Consider the following 22,223-nt stretch of genomic DNA (forward strand, 5'->3'; position numbering starts at 1 on the left):
GACCGGCTCTGGAGGGCAGGTCTCGATACCGACGGACGGAGTGGACGGATCGGTCCGCCGGAAAAGGGAGCAAGGGGCGTATGGATTCCAACGAAGTCAACAAGCTGCTCGCCGGATTGCTCGGAACCATTTTCGTGGTCTTCTCGGTCGGCATCGTGTCGGACGCGCTGTTTGCCTCGCCCGCTCCGGAAAAGCCCGGCTTCGCCATCGAGGCCGCCGAGCCCGCCGAGGGCGGCCCCGCCGGGCCGGCAGCAGCCGAAAAGCCGATCGCAGATCTTCTGGCCAGCGCAAGTGTCGAACAGGGCGCCGCCATCTTCAAGAAATGCCAGGCCTGCCACTCCGGCGAGAAGGGCGGCCCCAACAAGGTCGGCCCGGATTTGTGGGATCTCATCGACCGCCCCGTCGCCGCGCATGAGGGCTTCGCCTATTCGGCCGGCATGAAGGAGTTTTCCAAGGGCGGCGCCGAGAAGTGGACCTACGACAACATCAACCACTTCATCACCTCGCCGAAGAAATTCGTGAAAGGCACGGCGATGGGCTTCGCCGGCCTGCCCAAGGAAGAGGACCGCGCCAACGTCATCGCCTATCTGCGCACGCTGTCGGACAATCCCAAGCCGCTGCCCGCGCCGGGCGCTGCCGCCGACGCGACGGCGCCGGCCAAGCCGGCTGAAGGTGCCGCACCGGCCAAGCCGGCCGAAGGGGCTGCTCCCGCCAAGCCGGCGGCACCTGCGGCTCCCGCCGCACCAGCTCCGGCCGCCCCAGCACCGGCGCCTGCTCAATAACCCAAATATCGTCTCGACGACCTTGAAAAAGCCGGGTTCAGCCCGGCTTTTTCGTTAGGAAAATCGCATATGCGGCGACAAAGCCGCGCATGGCGGTTTTCACGCGCGACAAATCATCTAGATTGCCTTTCTGGATGATGGCACGCATCGCGAAGAGGACAGTGGATGACGCTTGGCCGGGTGCTTCTCAAATCATTGCTGGCGGCGGCCCTGCTGGCCGCGGGGTTGCAGGCGGCCCTGGCCGACGAGTGGCGCACGACATCATCGCTGATCGGCGAATCCAAATATGGCGACAACTTCCAGCACTATGATTACGTCAATCCGAACGCGCCCAAAGGCGGCACGCTGAATTCGGTGGTGCTGGGCACTTTCGACAGCTTCAATCCCTATATCGTGCAGGGTTCGCCGGCCGCCGGCCTGGTCGGCTTCGGCGGCGGCCTGCTCTATGACACGCTGATGGAGCAGGCGACCGATGAGGGCAGCGTCAGCCATCCTCTGATCGCCGACGCCTACAAATTCCCGGCCGACTATTCCTCGGCGACTTACCGGCTCGACCCCCGCGCCAAATGGCATGACGATCAGCCGATCACCGTCGACGACGTGATCTGGTCGTTCCAGATGCTGAAGGCGAACAGCCCGCAATACAGCCGTTATTTCGAGAACGTCACCGATGCGGTGGCGATCTCCGACCGCGAGGTCGAGTTCCATTTCAACCAGAAGGGCAACCGCGAACTGCCGAAGATCCTTGGGGATCTCGCCGTGCTGCCGAAGCATTGGTGGGAAGGCACGGACGCCAATGGCAAGAAGCGCGACGTCACCAGGCCGACGCTGGAAATTCCGCTCGGTTCGGCTGCCTACAAGATCGCCAGCTTCAAGCCGGGCTCGGAGATCGTCTGGCAGCGCGTGCCCGACTACTGGGCGGCCAAGCTGCCGGTGAAGATCGGCCGCGAGAATTTCAACACGCGCCGATACACCTACATTCTCGACGACAATGCCGCCTGGCTTGCCTTCACCAAGGGTGGGCTGGAAGACATCAACCGCGAATACAGCTCCCGCAAATGGGCTACAGCCTATAATTTCCCGGCCATTCAGGCTGGCGACGTCATCAAGAAGGACTTCCAGACCCGGTCGCCGCAGCCGATGCAGGGCTTTGTGCTAAATCAGAGGCGGCCGCTGTTCCAGGACCGACTGGTCCGCGAGGCATTGACCATACCCTTCGATTTCGAGAGCATGAATCGCACCTTGTTCTTCGGCTTCAACACACGCACATCGAGCTATTTCCAAGGTACCGAACTGGCGTCCAGCGGATTGCCGCAGGGCAAGGAACTGGAAATCCTGGAAAAGTATCGCGACAAGCTGCCGCCAGAACTCTTCTCTCAGGAGTTCAAGCTGCCCGTCTACGACTCGCCGCAAGCGGAACGAAAGTATCTGAAGCAGGCCGTCGATCTCTTCGCCAAGGCCGGATGGATCATCAAGGGCGGCAAGATGCTCAACGCCAAGACAGGCGCACCGTTCAAGTTCGAGATCCTCGGCTGGAACGACACAGACCAGGTGATCGCCAGCCCCTACATCGCCAACCTGCGCAAGATCGGCGTCGACGCTACCCTGCGTATCATCGACCAGACGCAGTATATCAACCGCGTCAACAATTTCGATTTCGATGTCGTGACGGGTCTGTTCGGCCAGTCGGAGTCGCCCGGCAACGAGCAGCGCGATTTCTGGAGTTCCAAGGCCGCCGATGCGCCTGGTTCGCGCAACCTGATGGGTATCAAGGATCCAGTCGTCGACGCGCTTGTCGATCGCATCATCTTCGCCACCGATCGCGATGATCTCGTCGCCGCCACCCACGCACTCGACCGCATCCTTCTGTGGAACTTCTACGTCGTGCCGCAATATTACCGTTCAGCGGTATGGCTGGCCTATTGGAACAAGTTCAAGTTCCCCGACAAACAGCCTGCCTATGTCGGCGCCGACATCGATTCATGGTGGATCGACCCGGACAAGGAAAAAACGCTGGCGGCCAAATACAAGGGCGGCAATTGATGGGGCGGCAATTGATGGCGGCCCTGCCCCGCCGCGATTTCCTGGCTTTGGGTGGCGCTGCCGCTGCAGCAGCGCTGATGCCGGGCAAAGCCTTTGCAAACGTTGCGACCGGCACCAAGCTGCACGGCCTTTCCGCCTTCGGCGACCTCAAATACAAGCCTGATTTCCCGCATTTCGACTATGTCAAAGTCGATGCGCCCAAGGGCGGCATCTTCAATTTCTCGCCGCCGAATTGGGGTTACAACCAGGATACGCAGACTTTCAACACGCTGAACTCCTTCGCCAACAAGGGCGATGCGCCGCCACGCATGGAGATGTGTTTCGACGCGCTGATGGTGCGGGCGCTCGATGAACCCGACGCGGTATATGGCCAGATCGCGGATGGCGTGACGCTCTCCGACGACCGCAATGGCTTCACCTTCTCGCTTCGACCCGAGGCGCGTTTCCATGACGGCACGCCGCTGACGGCGCAGGATGCTGCCTTCACCTTCAAGCTCTACAAGGAGAAGGGCCATCCCGACCTATCGCTGTCGCTGACGCACATGATCGATGCCGTTGCCGTCGATGACCGCACACTGCGGCTTACTTTTTCCGGCAAGCAATCCGCCCGGACCGTGCTCAACGTGGTGGAATTCCCGATCGTGTCCAAGGCCTTCTACACGGCAAATCCCTTCGATTCCTCGCAATTGAACCCGCCGCTCGGGTCCGGCGCCTACAAGGTCGGGCGTTTCTCGGCCGGCGCATGGATCGAGTACGATCGGGTGGCGGACTATTGGGGTCGCGACCTCGCGTTCAATCGCGGCCAGAACAATTTCGATCGTATCCGCATCGAGTTCTACCAGAACCGCAACGCCGGATTCGAAGCCTTCAAGAAGGGTGAGATCGCTTATCGCGAGGAATTCGTGTCTCGCGTTTGGGCCACCGCCTATGACTTCCCTGCAATGACCGCGGGCAAAGTGGCCAAGCATGAATTCCCGGCCGAAAAGCGACCCTCGATGCAGGCCACCGCGGTCAATCAGCGGCGAGAGCAGTTTCGCGACCCTAGGGTGAGGCGGGCGCTCGCGCTATGTTTCGATTTCGAGTGGACGCGCCGCAACTTCTTCTACGGCTCGTACGAGCGTTCGCAATCCTGCTTCGAGAAATCGGACTTTCGCGCCGAAGGGACACCGTCGCCGCAAGAACTGGCTCTGCTGGAGCCGCTGCGAAGCCAGTTGCCGGCAGAGGTCTTCGGCGAGGCAGTGACCCAGCCCGCATCCGACGGCTCCGGTCGCGACCGCAAGCTGCTTGGCCAAGCGGCAAAGCTTCTGTCCGCCGCTGGGTGGAAGCGATCAGGCGACTTTGTCGTTAACGACAAGGGGGGCCGGCTTTCAGCCGAGTTCATGGTCGATGACGACACCTTCGTCCAGGTCTATTCGCCTTGGGTCGCCAACATGAAGGCGATCGGCATCGACGCCACGATACGGTTGGTGGATTCGGCGCAATACCAGTCCAGGCAGGCGAGTTTCGACTTCGACCTCTTGTCTGCTGCCTTTTCGTTCAGCGCGACGCCGACTCGGGATGATCTCGAAGTCTTCTTCCATTCGAGCACCGCCGGCGTCTCCGGCTCCCGCAACTTGCCGGGTATCTCCGATCCCGCTGTCGACACGCTGATCAATGCCGTGGGCGCGGCAAAGGACCGTGAAAACCTGACCGTGGCGATGCGGGCGCTCGACCGGGTCTTGCGTGCGCGATGCGATTGGATTCCTAGTTGGTTCCTGGCGAATCATCGCGTTGCCTATTGGGACATGTTCGGCTTTCCCGAACAAAAGCCCGATTTCGGCTTTCCGGTCGAGGCGCTGTGGTGGTTCGATAAAGGCAAGGCGGCAAAAATTGGCAAAGGCTGAGATGTCAGTCCCACGAGGGCAGAAGGCCTGATGGGCGCCTATATACTGCGCCGCATCCTTTTGATGATCCCGACCCTGTTCGGCATCATGGCGATATCGTTCGCCGTCATCCAGTTCGCGCCTGGCGGGCCGGTCGAGCAGGTCATCGCCAAGCTGACCAACCAGGGCGGCAGCGACCGCCTCGGCGGTGGCGGCGGCGATGCAGGCGGCTCCAATTTCGACGTCGCCGGCGATGTCAGCTCGAAATATCGCGGCGCCCAGGGCCTCGATCCGGAATTCATCAAGAAGCTGGAGAAGCAGTTCGGTTTCGACAAGCCGCCGCTCGAGCGCTTCGGAATGATGCTGTGGAATTATGCCAGGTTCGATTTCGGCAACAGCTATTTCCGCGACATCTCGGTGCTCGACCTGATCCTGGAAAAGATGCCCGTATCGATTTCGATCGGGCTCTGGATCACCTTGTTGTCCTATCTGATCTCGATCCCGCTCGGCATTCGCAAGGCGGTGAAGGACGGCACGCCCTTCGACGTCTGGACCAGTGGGGTCGTCATCGTCGGCTATGCCATTCCAGGCTTCCTGTTCGGCATCCTTTTGATGGTGCTGTTCGCCGGAGGCTCGTTCTGGGACTGGTTCCCGTTGCGCGGCATCGTCTCGGACAATTGGGACCAATTGTCGTGGCCGGCCAAGATCGTCGATTATTTCTGGCACATGACGCTGCCGCTGACGGCGCTGGTGTTGTCGGCCTTCGCAACGACCACGCTTTTGACCAAGAACTCCTTCCTGGAGGAAATCCGCAAGCAGTATGTGGTGACGGCGCGCGCCAAGGGCCTGTCGGAACGGCAGGTGCTTTATGGCCACGTTTTCCGCAACGCCATGCTGATCGTCATCGCCGGCTTCCCGGGTGCCTTCATCTCGGCCTTCTTCACGGGATCGCTGCTGATCGAGAACATCTTTTCGCTCGACGGGCTCGGCCTGCTCGGCTTCCGGTCCGTGGTCGAGCGCGACTATCCGGTGGTGTTCGCCAACCTTTATATCTTCTCGCTGCTTGGCCTGTTCGTCGGGCTCCTGTCCGACCTGATGTACACCTGGGTCGATCCGCGCATCGATTTCGAGCGGAGAGACATCTGATGTCGGAGGCAAGCGTAACCGCCGGTGTCTTGCCGGAGCGGCTCCCACGGCCGTTCCTGTCGCCGCTCAACAAGCGCCGCCTGCAGAATTTCAAAGCCAACCGGCGCGGCTACTGGTCGCTGTGGATTTTCCTCGTCCTGTTCGTGCTGTCGCTGTTTGCCGAATTCATCGCCAACGACAAGCCGATCATCGCTTCCTACAAGGGCGAGATCCTTTTCCCGGTGATGGTCGCTTACCCCGAGGAAAAATTCGGCGGCTTCTATGCCGTCACCGATTACCGCGACCCGGTTATCCAGGACGAGATCAACGCCCATGGCTGGATGATCTGGCCGCCGATCCGCTATTCCTACCAGACCGTCAATAACGCCATTCCGGAAGCAGCGCCGGCCAAGCCATCATGGGAATATGACGCCAAGACGCGCTGCAACCAATATCCACGAGGAGCCGATGACCCGGCCTGCAATGTCGGCAACTGGAACTGGTTCGGCACCGACGACCAGGCGCGCGACGTGCTGGCGCGCGTCATTTACGGCTTCCGCATTTCGGTGCTGTTCGGCCTGATCCTGACCGCGGGTTCGGCGCTGATCGGCGTCGGCGCCGGTGCCTTGCAGGGCTATTTCGGCGGCTGGACCGATCTCCTGTTCCAGCGCTTCATCGAGATCTGGTCGGCCATTCCCGTGCTCTATCTGCTGCTCATCGTCGCCGCCATCCTGCCGCCGGGCTTCTTCATCCTGCTCGGCCTGATGCTGCTGTTTTCCTGGGTGGCGCTGGTCGGGGTGGTGCGGGCGGAGTTCCTGCGCGCCCGCAACTTCGAATATGTCAACGCGGCGCGCGCGCTCGGCGTGCCCAACCGCACCATCATGTTCCGGCATCTGCTGCCCAACGCCATGGTGGCGACATTGACCTTCCTGCCCTTTTTGCTGAGCGGCTCGATCTCGACGCTGACCTCGCTAGACTATCTCGGCTTCGGCCTGCCGCCCGGCTCCGCCTCGCTCGGTGAACTGCTCAAGCAGGCGCAGCGCAATCTCAACGCGCCTTGGCTCGGCATTTCCGGCTTCGTCGTCATCTCGCTGATGCTGTCGCTGCTGGTATTTGTCGGCGAGGCGACGCGCGACGCCTTCGATCCGCGCAAGACGTTCAAATGAGCGATGCTCCCTTGCTCAGCGTGCAGGACCTCAGCGTCGCCTTCAGCCAGGGCGGCGGCCAGTCAGTCGCCGTCGACCACATTTCGTTCGACATCGCCAGGGGCGAGACGGTGGCGCTGGTCGGCGAATCCGGCTCCGGCAAATCGGTCTCGGCGCTGTCGGTGCTGAAGCTGCTGCCCTATCCCAGCGCCAGCCACCCCTCAGGCAAGATCCTGTTTCAGGGTGCCGACCTGCTCGCCATGAGCGAGAAGCAATTGCGCCAGGTGCGCGGCAACAAGATCACCATGATCTTCCAGGAGCCGATGACCTCGCTCAATCCGTTGCACACGATCGAGCACCAGATCGTCGAAATCCTGAAGCTGCATCAAGGCATGGGCGACCGTCCGGCCAAGGCGCGCACGTTGGCCCTGCTCAACGAGGTCGGCATCCGCGATCCGCAGAAGCGTCTGGACGCCTATCCGCATCAGCTGTCCGGCGGCCAGCGCCAGCGCGTCATGATCGCCATGGCGCTCGCCAACGAGCCGGAACTGTTAATCGCGGACGAGCCGACGACCGCGCTCGACGTCACGGTGCAGGCACAGATCCTCGAACTGCTCGCGGGCCTCAAAAGCCGCAAGGGCATGTCGATGCTGTTCATCACCCATGACCTCGGCATCGTGCGCAAGATCGCCGACCGGGTCTGCGTGATGACCAAGGGCAAGATCGTCGAGACCGGACCGACCAAGGACATCTTCGCCAACCCTCAGCACCCCTATACGCGCCATCTTCTGGCCGCCGAGCCGAAAGGCAAGCCGCCGGCCGCCAATGCCGACGCCAAGCCTGTCATGACCGGCAAGGACATCAAGGTCTGGTTTCCGATCAAGCAGGGGTTCTTCCGGCGCACGATCGATCATGTGAAGGCGGTCGACGGCATCGACGTCACCGTGCGCGCCGGCCAGACGCTGGGCGTGGTCGGCGAATCCGGTTCGGGCAAGACGACGCTCGGCCTGGCACTGGCGCGCATGATCTCGTCGACCGGGACGATCCAGTTCAACGGCCGAGACATCAACCAGCTCACCTTCAACGCCATGCGACCGCTCAGGCGCGAATTGCAGATCGTCTTCCAGGATCCGTTCGGCTCGCTCAGCCCGCGCATGTCGATCGCCGAGATCATCGAGGAAGGGCTTAAGATCCACGAGCCAAAGCTGTCGCCCGACGAGCGCGACGACAAGGTGGCCGCCGTGCTGAAGGAAGTCGGGCTCGATCCGGCGACACGCAACCGCTATCCGCACGAGTTTTCCGGCGGCCAGCGCCAACGTGTTGCCATCGCCCGCGCCATGGTGCTCAACCCGCGCTTCGTCATGCTGGACGAGCCGACATCGGCGCTCGACATGAGCGTGCAGGCCCAGGTCGTCGATCTGCTGCGCAATTTGCAGGCCAAGCACGACCTCGCCTATCTTTTCATCAGCCACGACCTCAAGGTCATCCGGGCGCTGGCCAACGACGTCATCGTCATGCGCAATGGCCAGATCGTCGAAGCCGGCCCTTCCGAACAAATTTTTGGAAATCCGCAAACCGACTATACTCGGGCGCTGATCTCGGCCGCCTTCAAGATCGAGACGGCGCCGACTGGCGTGGTCAGCGAGTGATCCGCACAAGGAAGGACTGAACGAACCGCGATGGAAAAAGGCCGCATCCTGCTTGCCGTCACCGGCTTTCATCCGCAGCGCTGGCGCGACCTGCTGTCGGCCGAGCGCGAGGTGGTGCTGGAACCGGACGGCCCCAAGGATCCCTCGATCACCTATGCGGTGGTGTGGAAGCAGAAGCCCAATTTGATGTCGTCGCTGCCCAATTTGCGCGCCATCTTCTCGATCGGCGCCGGCGTCGACCATATCTTCGCCGATCCCGGCCTGCCCGACGTGCCGATCGTCAAGGTCGTCGCCGACAACCTCACCCAGTACATGACCGAGTACGTCGTCTGGCGGGTGCTCGATCACCATCGCCAGGGCCTGCTCTACCGGTCGCAGCAGCCAAAGAAGATCTGGCACGAGCCACAGCAGAGGCCGGCCGGTGACATTTCCGTCGGCATCATGGGACTTGGCAGTCTCGGCCGCGCGGCAGCCTCGGCGCTGCTGTCGCTGGGCTTTGCGGTCAATGGCTGGTCGCGCACGGACCGGCCAATGGAAGGGGTGGCGACGTATGGCGGCGAAGCCGGGCTGATCCCATTCCTCAACGCCACCGACATTCTGGTCGTGCTTCTGCCGCTGACGCCGGACACGCAAGGCATCATCAACTACGGCGTGCTGAAGGAATTGAGGAAACGCAACGGCCTCGGCGGCTCGGTGCTGATCAATGCCGGACGCGGCCGCCTGCAGAAGGACGCCGACATCGTGCGCGCGCTGGATGACGGCACGCTGAAGGAGGCGAGCCTCGACGTGTTCGAGGTGGAACCACTGCCGAAGACCAGCCCGTTGTGGAACCACCCGAAGGTGTTCGTGACGCCGCATGCCGCGGCGACTTCCGATCCAGCCCATCTGGCGCCGCTCATGCTGCGCCAGATGGACGCTTTCGAACGCGGCGAAAGGCTCGACAATCTGGTGGACCGCAAGGCAGGATACTAGCCAGACGTCCTCGTCACCTGGCCAAATCCCAGTCCTGAAAACATTTCTTGATCGCCCGGACGGACGACAGTTGCAGCTTCGGCAGGTTGACTTGGTCGAACGTCACCCGGTATCTTGAGCGGTTTTTCGGCGTGGTTACGGCAATGTGGTGGATCATGTCCCATTTGATGCTGTCGCGCCCACCCTCCAAGGCTCCGCGTCTCTCCTTCTCGAACAAGGTACGCCTGAAATAGCGCAGCAGACTTGCCGGGGTGGAAATGTCCAGCAGGATCAATCCGGTCGCGCGCTGGAAGCGTTGCGGCATGCAAACCGAGTAATTTCCGTCCATCACCCACCGTTCGCCGGCGATCGCTGCGTCATGCAAGGCAATGAATTCGTCCCTCGGACGCTGCAGCCAATCCGTGTTGGGCAGGTGAAAGAGCAGATCAAGATGAATGGGTGTCAGGCCACGCTTGCGCGCGATCGCGTCGGCAAGCGTCGACTTGCCGCTGCTCGACGGGCCCAGGATACAGATGCGGTCGCCGAGGTCCGAGAGCTTCATTTGGGCAACACGCATCAGCCAGGCAGCGCGAACTTCTTCTGCTTGTCCGGTTTGCCGCAGTCGCGGCGATCGATCGACCGGTTCATGGCATCGATTTCGCCTGACGCCTTGTCGCTGTCGCGCTGAGCCTTGGAACGCATGTCGGGCGTGAACGGGCCAAAACCCATGGCGGGATTGGAAAAGGTCGGCTTGGCGGTCGTGGGGAGATTATATTGCTGCGCCAATCCGTTGCGCCGCGCCAGCAACTGATCGCATGGCACGCTGTCATATTGCAGCGAGGACTCGACGTTGGCGTCCTGCCGCTCGGACGCTGAATTGCCCACGCAGCCGGTGGTTACGAGGCAAGACGCCAAAATCATCACGTTCCAGCGCATCGAAGTGCTCCTCCTGATATCCCGCCCTGATGCGACCAGATCGCAAATATCAGTCGCGCACGCAAATCGGACTTTTTCGCAGCAGCGCAAAGAGTTGCCCTCACAGGGGACCGGCTTTCCATGCCACGACGGCCAGGCCTTTGACAGGCTCGCGGCGATCCCAGCGGATGGTTGTCGGCTCCAGGGCGAGGACCGAGAGGCAGTTGGCCTCGAGGGTCCGTACGACATAGCCATCCGAATGGGCGTAGCGCCGGGAGGGCTGCAGCGCGAACTCGCCACCGCCTTCCGCCAGGCTCTCGACTGAAAAGACAAACAGGCCACCCTCGGCGAGCAGGCCGGCGACCGTTCCCACGAGACCTTCGAGGCCGCCGATGTAGATCAGCACGTCGGCTGACGTCACTAGATCGGCCTTGTCGCCTGAATAGGAAAAATCCTGCAAATCCGCTTTCGTCAGCGCGTCGTAGATGCCTTTTGCCCGCGCCTTCTTCAGCATCCTTGCCGAGATGTCGAACCCCTCCAGCCGGTCGACGATCGGCCTCAGCTTCTCGCCCATCAGCCCAGTGCCGCAACCCAGGTCGAGCGCCAGGCGGAAGCGGCCCGGCCTTACCTTGCGGATGGCCGCGTCGAGCACCTCGGGCAGCCGGTAGTCGAGTTTGCCGACCAGCATCGCCTCGAAGGTCTCTGCATAGTGGTCGAACAGCGTTTCGACAAAGGCGCTGGGCGGCGCCATAAAGACCGGACCTTTGCCGATCAGCTGCAATTTGAGAGCCGCGCCCTGGCGATCGGCCGGATCCAATTTCAACGCCGTCCTCCAGGCCTGCGCCGCCAGGTCGAGCCTGCCTGATGCCTCCTGCATCTCGCCCAGGCGAAACCAGCCCATTGCCCATTGCGGCGCCAGTTCCAGGCCGCCGAGCAGCAACTCGGCGGCAGCGGCATGATCGCCGGAGGCAACGAGCAGTTCGGCATAGTCCGCACGGCGATCGGCGTTCGGGTCGCCCGACGAGGTCTGAAGCGGTTTCATGATGATGGTTTCCACCTGCAGGGAGCCGGCCGCCCATCTCTGTAGAGCAAGGAATGCCGAAGCTGAACCGAATTGGACAGGCTTTGTCCGGGAGTCAGCAGTCTCGGGCAACAGGCTTTCCGCGGCGGAATTATATCCTATCTTGGCATCATGCGCGCCAGCGACCTGCTTCATCCCCGGCCCGAAGGCCTCTACTGCCCGCCGGGCGATTTCTTCATCGACCCGGTGCGGCCGGTGAACCGGGCGCTGATCACGCACGGCCATTCCGACCATGCGCGTTCCGGCCACGGCTCGGTGCTTGCGACACAGCAGACGCTCGACATCATGGGACTTCGCTACGGCGAGGATTTCGCGGGGACGACGCAGACAGCCAGGCTCGGCGAGACGATTGCCCTCAACGGCGTCGATGTCAGCTTTCATCCGGCCGGCCATGTGCTGGGTTCGGCGCAGATATTGGTCGAGCACAAGGGCAGGCGCATCGTCGCCTCCGGCGACTACAAGCGGCAGAAGGATGCGACCTGCGCGCCCTTCGAGCCGATCCGCTGCGACATCTTCATCACCGAGGCGACTTTCGGCCTGCCGGTGTTTCGCCATCCGCCAGACACGGAAGAGATCGCCCGGCTGCTGAAATCGGCGGCGCAATTCCCAGAGCGCTCGCACCTGGTCGGGGCTTACGCGCTGGGCAAGGCGCAACGCGTGATGCGGCTGTTGCGCGACGCCGGTTACGACAAGCCGCTCTACATCCATGGCGCGCTGGCCAAGCTCAGCGCGTATTACCAGAGCCAGGGCATCGATCTCGGCGATCTCGAGCCGGCGACGGTGGAGAGCGGGGCCAAGCAAGATTTCGCCGGCGCCATCGTGGTCGGCCCGCCATCGGCCTTCGCCGACCGCTGGGCGCGGCGCTTTCCCGATCCGATCTCGTGCTTCGCGTCGGGCTGGATGCGCATCCGCCAGCGCGCCAAGCAAGGCGGCGTCGAACTGCCGCTGATCATCTCGGATCATGCCGACTGGGACGAACTCACCGCCACCATCAAGGAGACCGGAGCCGCCGAAATCTGGGTCACGCACGGCCGCGAGGAAGCGCTGGTGCGCTGGTGCGAACTGGAAGGCATCGCCGCCCGCCCGCTGCATCTGGTGGGCTATGAGGATGAGGGCGATTGACGGCATGAACCGCTTCGCCGAGCTTCTCGACCGCCTGGTGCTGACGCCGTCGCGCAACGGCAAGCTAACCCTTTTGATCGACTATTTCCGCAGCGTCGAGGATCCCGATCGCGGCCTGGCGCTGGCGGCCATCACCGGCGATCTCAGGATTGCCGCGGTCAAGCCGGCCATGCTGCGCACGCTGGTCACCGAACGCATGGACCCGGTGCTGTTCGGCTATTCCTACGATTATGTCGGCGACCTCGCCGAGACGGTGTCGCTGGTCTGGCCGCAAACGCCTGGCAGGATCGCCAACCGCGAGCCGACGCTTGGCGAGGTGGTGGCCAAGCTGCAGGCGGCAAGCCGCTCCGATGGACCGAAGGTGCTGACGGGGCTGCTCGACAGCGCCGGCATCTCGGCACGCTTTGCCATCATCAAGCTGGTCACCGGCGGCCTGCGTATCGGCGTCTCGGCGCGGCTGGCCAAACAGGCGCTGGCCGATTTCGGCAAGGTCGACGTCGCCGAGATCGAGGAACTCTGGCATGGGCTATCGCCGCCCTACACGGCGCTTTTCGCCTGGCTGGAAGGCAAGGCCGAAAAACCGCGCAACACGGCGATGGCGCTGTTTCGCCCAGTCATGCTGTCGAACCCGGTCGGTGACGGCGACCTCGAAAAGCTCGATCCCGCCGACTACGCGGCGGAGTGGAAATGGGACGGGATCCGCGTCCAGGCGGTAGCCGAAGGCGGCATCCGCCGGCTCTATTCGCGCACCGGCGACGACGTCTCAGGGGCCTTTCCAGACCTCGCCGACGCCATGCGTTTTTCCGCTGCGCTCGATGGCGAATTGCTTGTCGGCGATCCGCGAGAAGCGACGGGAACCTTCTCGGACCTGCAGCAGCGGCTGAATCGCAAGACGGTAACGCCGAAGATGCAGCAGCAATATCCAGCCTTCATGCGCTGTTACGACGTGCTGCAGATCGGCACGGAGGATCTGCGCGGACTGTCCTTCCGCGAGCGACGCGGCCGGCTCGAAGCCTTCATCGGGACGCTCGACCCGAGCCGCTTCGATCTCTCCCCCTTCGTCGCGTTCACGGATTGGCGGTCGCTCGAGGACCTGCGCCGCGCGCCGCCGCATCCGATCATCGAAGGCGTGATGCTGAAGCGCTGGGATTCGCCCTATGTCGCCGGCCGGCCGAAGGGTCCATGGTTCAAATGGAAGCGCGATCCGCACACGGTGGACGCGGTGCTGATGTATGCCCAGCGCGGCCACGGCAAGCGCTCGAGCTTCTATTCCGACTACACGTTCGGCGTCTGGTCCGGAGCCGAGGGCGAGGAGGAACTCGTGCCGGTCGGCAAGGCCTATTTCGGATTCACCGATGAAGAGCTGAAGCAGATCGACAAATATGTCCGTGACAACACCGTCGAGCGTTTTGGACCGGTGCGCTCGGTGCGCGCCGACCGCGACAATGGCCTGGTGCTGGAAGTCGCCTTCGAGGGACTCAATCGTTCGACCCGGCACAAATCGGGTGTGGCCATGCGTTTCCCCAGGATTTCACGATTGCGCTGGGACAAGCCGGCCAACGAGGCCGATCGCATAGAAACCCTGCAGGCGCTGCTCGACCGCTAGGGACCGTCGATGTGTCAGTCGCAACGAATTCAGTTCAGGGTTCGACCGAGACACGGATCTCGTAGACGTCGACCGCCTTGCCCTGCTTGTCGAAATCGGAATTGATGGCGATGGTTCCGGCCGAGCCCGGATGCTTGTCGGGAAACTTCACGTCGAACAGATATTCGTTCTTCTGCTGGCCGACCGCGTAACGCTTGCGGCCGCAATCGCCGAGTTCGCCAAAATTGCAGTCGACGGATATCTGCGTGTCCTTGCCGTCCTCGGCCCGGGCGATGATGTCGAACACGGCGTGCTTGCCGGCGAGTTTTTCCAGCACGCCCTGTCCGACATCGAAGGCGATCGCCGAGCCGGAGGCGCCGGACTGGATGCGCAGGAACGGCCCACTGTCGTCCTTCATCACCTCGGCCTTGGCGTCGGACGGAGCGGCGACATGCGTCGGGTCGGTCGGTGAAAACACATTGATCCAGTCGCGCGACTGGTCCGCGGCACCGGGCTTTGCCGGCGCGTTGGCGCCATCGGTCGGGGTGAAATCGTCGTCCTCTACGGTCGGCGGCGCTTCCGGCGGCGCGGTATTGAGCTGCGCGGCGGTCTTGAACACACCGGTCTGCATGGCGAAGTACAGTCCGATGCCAATCGCCGCAAGCAGCGTCACCGTGAAGAAAATGGCGGTCAGCGGCAGCCGCCGGCCTCTAATGCGCCGCTCATCGCGATCGGGCGCGACTTCCGTGGCGGCACCGGAAGAGGCTGGAACCGACATGTCGATGGCTGGCGCACCGGGCAGGGTCGCATCCGGCATGATGTCGGGAACCACCGGCAGCACGCGCGAGCGCGGTGCGTCGGAAGCGGGCTGCCCGGGACCGTCGACGGTCACAGCGGGCGATGACGCCCTTGGGCCCGCCTCGACCGCGGGCGCCGCGCCGGCCGCGGCCTCGACCGCCGGCGCGTCGATCTGCGGGGCAACACCGGGCACCGCCGGCAGGTACTCGGATTCGATCTCGGTGATTTTCGCCTGGATCGCCTTGCGGCGCTTGATGGCGACTTCCACTGTGACGCCGGGATTGGCCTGGAGCGCGCGGTCGAGCGCGGCGAAGGCCGAACGATAGACCCTCTCGCGGAACGCACGGTCCTCGGCATTGCCCTTTTCCAGGGCGTTCCGGATCGCTTTTTCGATCGCGTCCAAGCGAGATCCCTCTGCAAAATTGTCCCAAGCTTTCATGATGGTTAGCCGCAGGCGACCAATCAATCAACGGGCGGGTAGCCGCATTCTGCCTCGACAGACCGTCCAAAGTCTATTTTCACGATGTTCCGGCAAACAAAATCGGAACATGTCGGCGATTCCGGGCATGCAGGGACGCCAGAACGCCGGTTTCGATCGGGGCGCGGCTCTTGCATGATTTGCCAAGTCGCATCTTGAATTCGCGGCCGGTTGAGTCTATCACCCTGCCCATCTTGGAGGCCTTGGCCTCCCGGGCCGCTTTAGCTCAGTTGGTAGAGCACATCATTCGTAATGATGGGGTCAGGTGTTCGAGTCACCTAAGCGGCACCAGTTTTTCAAACCGATGGTCGAAGCTGCCTGGACGCGCGGAAGAGGCCCGAACCCGGCCGTTTGCGTTTGCCATGGATGCAAGGATCTGCCCGTCGATCGACAACAACTCGGGAGCGGTGCAGATCTGGCCGAAGACCCGCGAGGCAAGTCGCGACTTGCTCCGGGCCTGGAAAACTCGCGAACGCACGCAATCCGGGATTTTCAAATCTCAATAACAAATGATGGGCCTCTCATTTCTATTTTTTTGGAACAGACACTTGGGTTGCACATTTCCTGCCGACAGTTCCATGACAGGAGGTTTTGAATTGCCAAGGCGTGTCGACAAGGAAAAGCTGGCAAGAGCGGACCGCGAGGCGAGGCTGGTGCTGGATGCCGAGCGTCACGCAAGGGACGCCAAGACAACCCGCCTGAGGGAGCAGAGACTGCAGCAGGAGGCATTGGCGGACAAGGCTCCGCCTGCGCGCCGACGGGAGCCGATCGGGAAACCGGCCAGGCGTGTGATCGAGGTGGACTGACCTGCGGGGGTCGCCCGGTTCGCCCCGATGGCGCGTCAGCGATGTCTCCGCGTTGCCGCATAAGACAGTAGCCCAGAAGACCCATATGCCATTGTCGGGACCCCCGTTTTGGTATGAAATGTCGGGTGTCAGCATGGGAGGTCCAAATGCCCAACACTTTCAAGACCGGAGACGTCGTCAAGCTGAGGTCGGGAGGCCCGAAAATGACGGTCAGCGACGGCGCCGCTTCCGGCATGTATCTGTGCCACTGGTTCAACAAAGACGGCGACGTGTGGACCCCCCAGCATGCCGGCTTCAAATCGGATCAGTTGATAGCCGCCGACCAATCGACGTAATTCCCGCCTTCGCCAACGAGCCGGCCCGGCGCAATTCAGATGCGCCGGACGAGGTGTTCTGCCGTACCCTGGGCCGCCAAGGTCCATCATCGCCGGCAAGCGGCGTGATAGGCATGGCGACCGACGGATTTCTGCGATCACGACGTTTAACGGTTGAAGCATGACCATGGCATCGGGCCATGGCAATGCGCCAACCGGAGACGTGAAGCATGATACGCCGTTCGATCCTTGCCGCTGCCCTGAGCCTGCTGACCACCGCGGCTCTGGCCCAGACAGGGACACAGCCACCGGCCGCCACACCGCCCGCCGCGACTTCGTCGGCCGCCAAGTCCGACATCACGCTGGCCAAGTTCCAGAAACGGCGAGAGAAGGCGATCATGGCCGCCGACACGGACGGCGACGGCAAGATCAGCCTGCTGGAATGGGAGGCCTTTCAGGCCAAGCGCAACGTCAAGGGCGATCCCGCCAAATCCTTCGCGCGCATTGATTCCAACCATGACGGCTTCATCGACCGGGCCGAGCTCGATGCGTTCTTCGCCAAGCGCTTTGCCAGGCTGGACAAGAATGGCGACGGCATTCTGACGGGCGACGAGATGCCGGGCCACAAATCCGCTCCCAAGCCGGAGCAATGACCAAGAGGCTATGACGCATGATGGACATTGGGTGTGCGCCAACCCATGAGCCCCGACCCGGACGAGGAGCTGGTTCGCCGGGTCGGCACCGGCGACCCCGCGGCGGTGCGGACGCTCGTCGCGCGCAAGCTGCCGCGCATCCTTTCGCTGGCCGCGCGCATGCTCGGCGATGCGGCGGAGGCCGAGGACGTCGCGCAGGAAACCTTTATGCGCATCTGGCGTCACGCATCGGGCTGGCGGCGCGGCAATGCACGCTTCGACAGCTGGATCCACCGGGTGACGCTCAACCTTTGTTACGACCGGCTGCGCCGGCGCCGCGAGCAGGTGACCGACCAGGTGCCGGACATTGTCGATCCCGCCCCGCTTCCCGATGCCCATCCCGGCGAGGAGGCGCATCGGGTCGAGCAGGCCTTGCAGGCAATCGCGCCGCGCCAGCGCGAGGCGATCCTCCTGGTCTACTATCAGGAGATGTCCAACATAGAGGCGGCCGCGATCCTGGAGATCAGCGTCGATGCCCTGGAAAGCCTGCTTTCGCGCGGCCGGCGGGCGCTGCAGGTGATCCTGGCCAAGGATAGTGTCGATGAATGAGAAAGCCGCGATCATGTATGCAAGGCGTTCACCGTACATCGGGGGCGCCCGGCGGCCACTTCCCGGAAATCCAACCGGACACGCGGCGCCAACCGGCAAAGGATAGACCGATGTCTGATGGGTCCAGGAACCAACCGGCAATGGATGCCGAGCGCTTTGCGGCTCTGGCGGCGGCCTATGGCGGCGACTTGCGGCGGTGGCCGCAGGCCGACCGCACGGCCGGCGCGATGTTCGCAAGGACCGAGATGGGCGCGGCCATATTGGGGCAGGCAGGCAAACTCGACGCCTTGCTCGACAGCTATGGCGTCATGGCGCCCGGCGCGGCACTGCACGGCGGCATCCTGCGAATGGCCGACCGGCTGCTCGTCCAGCGCCGGCGCCGGCGGGCCTGGTGGCTGGGTCTCGGACTCGCCGGCATCGGCCTGGCCGGCGCCATCGCCGGCTTGGCCCTGGTGAGCGTCGTCACGCCAGAGTTTCAGCCCGACCGTTATGTGCTCGATGCCAATGCGACGGCGTTCGGCGATGCCGGGTCCGATGGCGAGACGATCGAGGAGGACCTATGAGCACGCGCCGCAACCTCGTCATCGCATCCGTGGCGCTGAATGTCTTCCTGGCCGGCGCGCTTGCCGGCGGAGCCGTCTGGATAAGAAGCGGCAAGCCCGGCCAGGGTTATTCGCTGGAAGCCGCCGGGAGCCGGCTTCCCGACCAGGAGCGCGTGCTGTTTCGAAAGGCGCTGCGCGACGTGCGGCGCGAATCCCGCCAGGTCATCCTCGATGGCCAGCAGGCCAGGCGCGAGGCAGCCGACCTGCTGCGCCAGCCGGTCCTCGACACGACGGCCCTGTCGGCCGCGCTGGAAAGGGCGCGCAATGCCGACATCGCCGTGCGCACACGGCTTGAGCAGCGCATCGTCGAGTTCGCGACGGCGGGTTCGGCCGCGGATCGCGCCGTGCTCGCGGACGGGCTGGCCAGGCGGGCCGGGTCGCAAGCGACGGCAGAGCCAAAAAAATCGCCGTGACCGCCGACGGAAAACGACCGCGAGGCCGTTTAACAAGAGGAAGGGCAAGCCTGCCGGACCAATCGGTACGCACAGGTTTTCATTCTCGGAGAACATTCGGAGTAACGTCATGAACCGTCTGACACAGTATGCGGCGGCAGCCGTCCTCGCCTTCACCGGAACCGCCGCGACCGTCGCGACCTCTGCCGCCATGCCGCTGGTGGCGCAGCCGGCCGCCCCGGCGCTGATCGAGCACGTGGCCTGGGGTTGCGGGCCTGGATGGCATCCCAATCGCTGGGGGCGCTGCGTTCCCAACCGTGTCGTGGTGTATCCGCGCTACCGCTATTGGCACGGCCCGGCCTACTACGGCTGGCATCCGCACCGCCACTGGCACCGCTGGCACCGCTGGTAAGCGCGCGGGGGGCCGGGCGGCATCCGCCTGCCCGGCCGCCTGTCCCCGTTTTGAGCTGGGGAAACAGCCCGATCGGGCGTCGCGCGCCTCGCGTGAGATCCAACGATGGAGCGTTGACATGGCTGTCGCGACCAAAGTGCCCATGGCGCTGGATCCCGCCCTGCCAGATCCCGCTTTGATAGTCTTCAATCGCTTCGGCCTTGGAGCCCGGCCGGGTGATCGCGAAAGACTGGCCGGCGACCCTCGCGGTTATCTCAAGGCGGAGCTGCGGCGGCCCGACGTCGCCATGATATCGCTCGACGATCCCGCCCATGCCGACCTCAAGGGGAGCACGCCGGCCATCCAGGCCAGCATGGCGGCACATCTCCAGCGCAAGCGGGACCGGCAGCGGATGGCGACGGAGCAGCCGCCAGCGGCCACGTCGGCCGCGGCTTCGGTCATGCCTCCACCCGCCGCACCGGTCATGTCGCCGCCCGTCGCCCCGGCCGCGGCCGCGGCCAAACCCGCCGCTGTGCCGCCTGTCGAGGTTATCTTGTTCCGGGCCGAGGCACAGGCGCGCTTCGACAAGGCAATGCAGGTAGAGGCCGGCTTCGTCGAGCGCCTGGTCTATTTCTGGTCGAACCATTTCTGCGTCTCCGTCGCCAAGGACAACATCGTGCGCGCCAGCGCCGGGGCGTTCGAACGGGAGGCCATCCGGCCCTTCGTGCTCGGGCGCTTCGCCGACATGCTCATGGCGGTCGAGCGGCATCCGGCGATGCTGTTCTATCTCGACAACCAGCAGTCGATCGGCCCGGACTCCCGCGCCGGCAAGAACCGCCAGCACGGCCTCAACGAGAACCTCGCCCGCGAAATCCTGGAACTGCACACGCTCGGTGTCGGCAGCGGCTACAGCCAAGCCGACGTGACCAGCTTCGCGCGCATCCTGACCGGCTGGATGATGGCCGGACGGGAAGGACGGCTGGGCGAACCCGGCAGTTCCGTCTTCAACGCCAATGCGCATGAGCCGGGTGACGCGGTGCTGCTCGGCAAGACCTATCCCGCTGGCGGCATGGGCCAGGCCGAGGCCGCGCTCAATGACATCGCCCGTCATCCGGCGACCGCGCAACACATCGCCACGCAACTTGCCCGCCATTTCATAGCCGACGAGCCGCCGGCGGCGGCGGTCGCCCGCCTCGCCAAGGTGTTCACCAGGAGCGACGGCAATCTCAGGACACTGGCGGCGGCGCTCGTCGACATGCCGGAAGCGTGGTCGACGCCATTGGCCAAGATGCGCTCCCCTTTCGACTATATCGCGGCCATCCGCCGGGCAGCCGGTCCTGGCCCGACGAACGACCCTGGCCAGTCGCTCAACTGGCTCAACGCGCTGGGCGAGCCGCTCTGGCGGCCGCCGGGACCGAACGGCTTTTCCGACCAGGCGGACAGCTGGGCATCGGCGGAAGGCATGAAGACCCGCCTCGACATCGCATGGCAGGCCGCCCGGCAAGTGAAGGACATCGGCAACCCCAACGAGATGCTCGACGCGGTCATCGGTCCCTCCGCCTCGCCCGAAACACGCCAGGCGGTCGCCCGCGCGGAGTCCAAGCAGCAAGGCCTGGCGCTTCTGCTGATGGCGCCCGAATTCCAGCGACGATAGATCGAACGATAGGTCCGGCGCCGACAACTCCCATGGAGACGAAGTCATGAGCCTGCTGTGCGAAACCCCTCACCCTTCCCGCCGCGCCGTGCTGACGACCGGCGGCGCGCTGTTTGCCTGGGCCTATCTGCCGCGCTTCGCCCGTGCCGCCGACAACCGCGACCCGCGCCTGATCGTCATCGTGCTGCGCGGTGCGCTGGACGGCCTGTCGACCGTCGGTCCGGTCGGCGATCCCGACTATGCCGGCCTACATGGCGACATCGCCCTGTCGCTCACCGGCCCGCACGCGGCACTGCCGCTCGATGCTTTCTTCGCGGTCAATCCGGCGATGCCGGTGTTTGCGCGGCTGTTCAAGAACAAGCAGGCGGCTGTCGTGCACGCCGCCGCGACCGGCTATCGCGAGCGCTCGCATTTCGATGGCCAGGATGTGCTGGAAAGCGGCTTTGCCGGTCCCGGCCATGTCGCCACCGGCTGGCTCAATCGGACGCTGGAGAACCTGCCGGCGGGCGACCGCGTGGCGACACTCGGCGGCCTGGCCGTCGGACCATCGACGCCGCTGGTGATCCGTGGCGCGGCTCCCGTGCTCGGCTGGGCGCCGCAATCGCTGCCGCCACCGGCCGGCGACCTCGCGGCGCGCGTTCTCGACCTCTACCAGCATCGCGATCCGGTTCTGGCTGTCGCGCTGCAAAAAGGTCTCGACGCCGATCGCATGGCGCTTGACGACCAGATGGGCGCCAAGACGATGAAGCCGAAAGGCGGCCTCGACAGCGCCGCCGGCATGCGGCAGGCCGCGCAAGGCGCCGCCAGGCTGATCGCCGCCGATGACGGGCCGCGTGTCGCGGCGCTCGCCTTCGACGGCTGGGACACGCATGTCAACGAAGGCGGCGCGACCGGCCGCCTCGCCAGCCTGCTCGGCGGCCTCGACGGTGCCTTCGAGGAATTCAAAAAAGGTCTCGGCGAGCGCTGGAAGGATACGGCAATCGTCACCATCACCGAATTCGGCCGCACCGCGCGGATCAACGGCACGGTCGGCACCGACCACGGCACCGGCACCGTGGTGCTGCTCGCCGGCGGCGCCATCAAGGGCGGCCGCGTCATCGCCGACTGGCCGGGGCTGAAGCCCGCGCAACTTTACCAGCAGCGCGACCTTGCGCCGACCAGCGACGTGAGGGCGGTGCTGAAAGGCCTGCTCGCCGACCAGTTCGGACTTTCGGCCTCGGTGCTCGGCGAGAAAGTGTTTCCGGACTCAGGTGCGGTGAAGCCGATGATGAACCTGATCGCCTGAAG

22 protein-coding genes and 1 tRNA gene are annotated in these 22,223 nt (G+C 63.9%); 19 read left to right on the forward strand and 4 right to left on the reverse strand.

The window, feature by feature from the left end; all coding sequences use genetic code 11:
- The first annotated feature begins 80 nt into the window (after positions 1–80).
- The 7 genes from FJ527_RS02015 to FJ527_RS02045 all read left to right on the forward strand — a co-directional run bounded on the left by FJ527_RS02015 (position 81) and on the right by FJ527_RS02045 (position 9,578).
- Positions 81–782 (forward strand): cytochrome c family protein, encoded by a 702-nt coding sequence (locus tag FJ527_RS02015; protein ID WP_140660620.1) that lies wholly within the window; start codon positions 81–83, stop codon positions 780–782.
- Positions 783–947: 165 nt separating this feature from the next.
- Positions 948–2,825, forward strand: coding sequence for an extracellular solute-binding protein (locus FJ527_RS02020; protein WP_140614807.1), 1,878 nt, complete (start codon positions 948–950; stop codon positions 2,823–2,825).
- A gap of 14 nt (positions 2,826–2,839) precedes the next feature.
- Positions 2,840–4,708 (forward strand): extracellular solute-binding protein, encoded by a 1,869-nt coding sequence (locus FJ527_RS02025; protein ID WP_140821424.1) that lies wholly within the window; start codon positions 2,840–2,842, stop codon positions 4,706–4,708.
- Positions 4,709–4,738: 30 nt separating this feature from the next.
- The gene (locus FJ527_RS02030) at positions 4,739–5,833 is read left to right on the forward strand and encodes a microcin C ABC transporter permease YejB (RefSeq protein WP_015314055.1); all 1,095 of its coding nucleotides are present in this window, start codon (positions 4,739–4,741) and stop codon (positions 5,831–5,833) included.
- Entirely contained in the window at positions 5,833–6,978 is a 1,146-nt protein-coding gene (locus tag FJ527_RS02035) for an ABC transporter permease (RefSeq protein WP_015314056.1), read from the forward strand. The genes FJ527_RS02030 and FJ527_RS02035 overlap by 1 nt, the downstream gene beginning before the upstream one ends.
- Entirely contained in the window at positions 6,975–8,606 is a 1,632-nt protein-coding gene (locus FJ527_RS02040; RefSeq protein WP_015314057.1) for an ABC transporter ATP-binding protein, read from the forward strand. The genes FJ527_RS02035 and FJ527_RS02040 overlap by 4 nt, the downstream gene beginning before the upstream one ends.
- 30 nt (positions 8,607–8,636) lie before the next feature.
- The gene (locus tag FJ527_RS02045; protein WP_140787079.1) at positions 8,637–9,578 is read left to right on the forward strand and encodes a glyoxylate/hydroxypyruvate reductase A; all 942 of its coding nucleotides are present in this window, start codon (positions 8,637–8,639) and stop codon (positions 9,576–9,578) included.
- A gap of 13 nt (positions 9,579–9,591) precedes the next feature.
- Here the strand turns inward: FJ527_RS02045 and FJ527_RS02050 are convergent, their stop codons facing one another.
- The 3 genes from FJ527_RS02050 to FJ527_RS02060 form a co-directional block, all read right to left on the reverse strand.
- Positions 9,592–10,119, reverse strand: a complete 528-nt coding sequence (locus FJ527_RS02050; RefSeq protein WP_140821426.1) for an AAA family ATPase — start codon at positions 10,117–10,119, stop codon at positions 9,592–9,594.
- A 14-nt stretch (positions 10,120–10,133) separates the two neighbouring features.
- Entirely contained in the window at positions 10,134–10,493 is a 360-nt protein-coding gene (locus FJ527_RS02055; RefSeq protein ID WP_140821428.1) for a hypothetical protein, read from the reverse strand.
- Positions 10,494–10,593: 100 nt separating this feature from the next.
- A complete protein-coding gene (locus tag FJ527_RS02060; protein ID WP_140821430.1) occupies positions 10,594–11,514 on the reverse strand; it encodes a methyltransferase domain-containing protein in 921 nt (306 codons plus the stop codon).
- Positions 11,515–11,664: 150 nt separating this feature from the next.
- Here FJ527_RS02060 and FJ527_RS02065 point away from each other — a divergent pair, with 150 nt between their 5' ends.
- Positions 11,665–12,675: a ligase-associated DNA damage response exonuclease gene (locus FJ527_RS02065; RefSeq protein ID WP_140821432.1), complete on the forward strand. Its 1,011-nt coding sequence runs from the start codon at positions 11,665–11,667 to the stop codon at positions 12,673–12,675.
- A 4-nt stretch (positions 12,676–12,679) separates the two neighbouring features.
- Positions 12,680–14,281 (forward strand): cisplatin damage response ATP-dependent DNA ligase, encoded by a 1,602-nt coding sequence (locus tag FJ527_RS02070; protein ID WP_140821733.1) that lies wholly within the window; start codon positions 12,680–12,682, stop codon positions 14,279–14,281.
- Positions 14,282–14,315: 34 nt separating this feature from the next.
- On the opposite strand, the gene FJ527_RS02075 is transcribed toward FJ527_RS02070, so the two are convergent.
- Positions 14,316–15,461 (reverse strand): hypothetical protein, encoded by a 1,146-nt coding sequence (locus tag FJ527_RS02075; RefSeq protein ID WP_140821434.1) that lies wholly within the window; start codon positions 15,459–15,461, stop codon positions 14,316–14,318.
- A gap of 290 nt (positions 15,462–15,751) precedes the next feature.
- Between FJ527_RS02075 and FJ527_RS02080 the strand changes: the two genes are divergently transcribed.
- The 10 genes from FJ527_RS02080 to FJ527_RS02125 all read left to right on the forward strand — a co-directional run bounded on the left by FJ527_RS02080 (position 15,752) and on the right by FJ527_RS02125 (position 22,221).
- A tRNA-Thr gene (locus tag FJ527_RS02080) sits at positions 15,752–15,827 on the forward strand.
- Positions 15,828–16,114: 287 nt separating this feature from the next.
- Complete coding sequence (locus tag FJ527_RS02085) at positions 16,115–16,342, forward strand: hypothetical protein (RefSeq protein ID WP_181166264.1); 228 nt, start codon at positions 16,115–16,117, stop codon at positions 16,340–16,342.
- Between the two features lie 146 nt (positions 16,343–16,488).
- Positions 16,489–16,677: a DUF2158 domain-containing protein gene (locus tag FJ527_RS02090; protein WP_015314066.1), complete on the forward strand. Its 189-nt coding sequence runs from the start codon at positions 16,489–16,491 to the stop codon at positions 16,675–16,677.
- Between the two features lie 209 nt (positions 16,678–16,886).
- Positions 16,887–17,309: an acid-shock protein gene (locus FJ527_RS02095; RefSeq protein ID WP_140614816.1), complete on the forward strand. Its 423-nt coding sequence runs from the start codon at positions 16,887–16,889 to the stop codon at positions 17,307–17,309.
- Between the two features lie 45 nt (positions 17,310–17,354).
- Positions 17,355–17,897 (forward strand): RNA polymerase sigma factor, encoded by a 543-nt coding sequence (locus FJ527_RS02100; protein ID WP_140821438.1) that lies wholly within the window; start codon positions 17,355–17,357, stop codon positions 17,895–17,897.
- Positions 17,898–18,007: 110 nt separating this feature from the next.
- Complete coding sequence (locus tag FJ527_RS02105; protein ID WP_140821440.1) at positions 18,008–18,460, forward strand: hypothetical protein; 453 nt, start codon at positions 18,008–18,010, stop codon at positions 18,458–18,460.
- Positions 18,457–18,912, forward strand: coding sequence for a periplasmic heavy metal sensor (locus tag FJ527_RS02110; RefSeq protein WP_140821442.1), 456 nt, complete (start codon positions 18,457–18,459; stop codon positions 18,910–18,912). Before FJ527_RS02105 ends, FJ527_RS02110 begins: the two co-directional genes overlap by 4 nt.
- 109 nt (positions 18,913–19,021) lie before the next feature.
- Positions 19,022–19,303 carry a hypothetical protein gene (locus FJ527_RS02115; RefSeq protein ID WP_140821444.1) on the forward strand — a complete coding sequence of 94 codons (282 nt, stop codon included), beginning with the start codon at positions 19,022–19,024 and terminating at the stop codon, positions 19,301–19,303.
- 118 nt (positions 19,304–19,421) lie between these two features.
- Positions 19,422–20,936: a DUF1800 family protein gene (locus FJ527_RS02120; RefSeq protein ID WP_140821445.1), complete on the forward strand. Its 1,515-nt coding sequence runs from the start codon at positions 19,422–19,424 to the stop codon at positions 20,934–20,936.
- Between the two features lie 46 nt (positions 20,937–20,982).
- The gene (locus tag FJ527_RS02125) at positions 20,983–22,221 is read left to right on the forward strand and encodes a DUF1501 domain-containing protein (protein ID WP_140821447.1); all 1,239 of its coding nucleotides are present in this window, start codon (positions 20,983–20,985) and stop codon (positions 22,219–22,221) included.
- The last annotated feature ends 2 nt before the right edge of the window (positions 22,222–22,223 follow it).

This window comes from Mesorhizobium sp. B2-4-18 (genome assembly GCF_006441385.1).
Taxonomy (GTDB): domain Bacteria; phylum Pseudomonadota; class Alphaproteobacteria; order Rhizobiales; family Rhizobiaceae; genus Mesorhizobium; species Mesorhizobium australicum.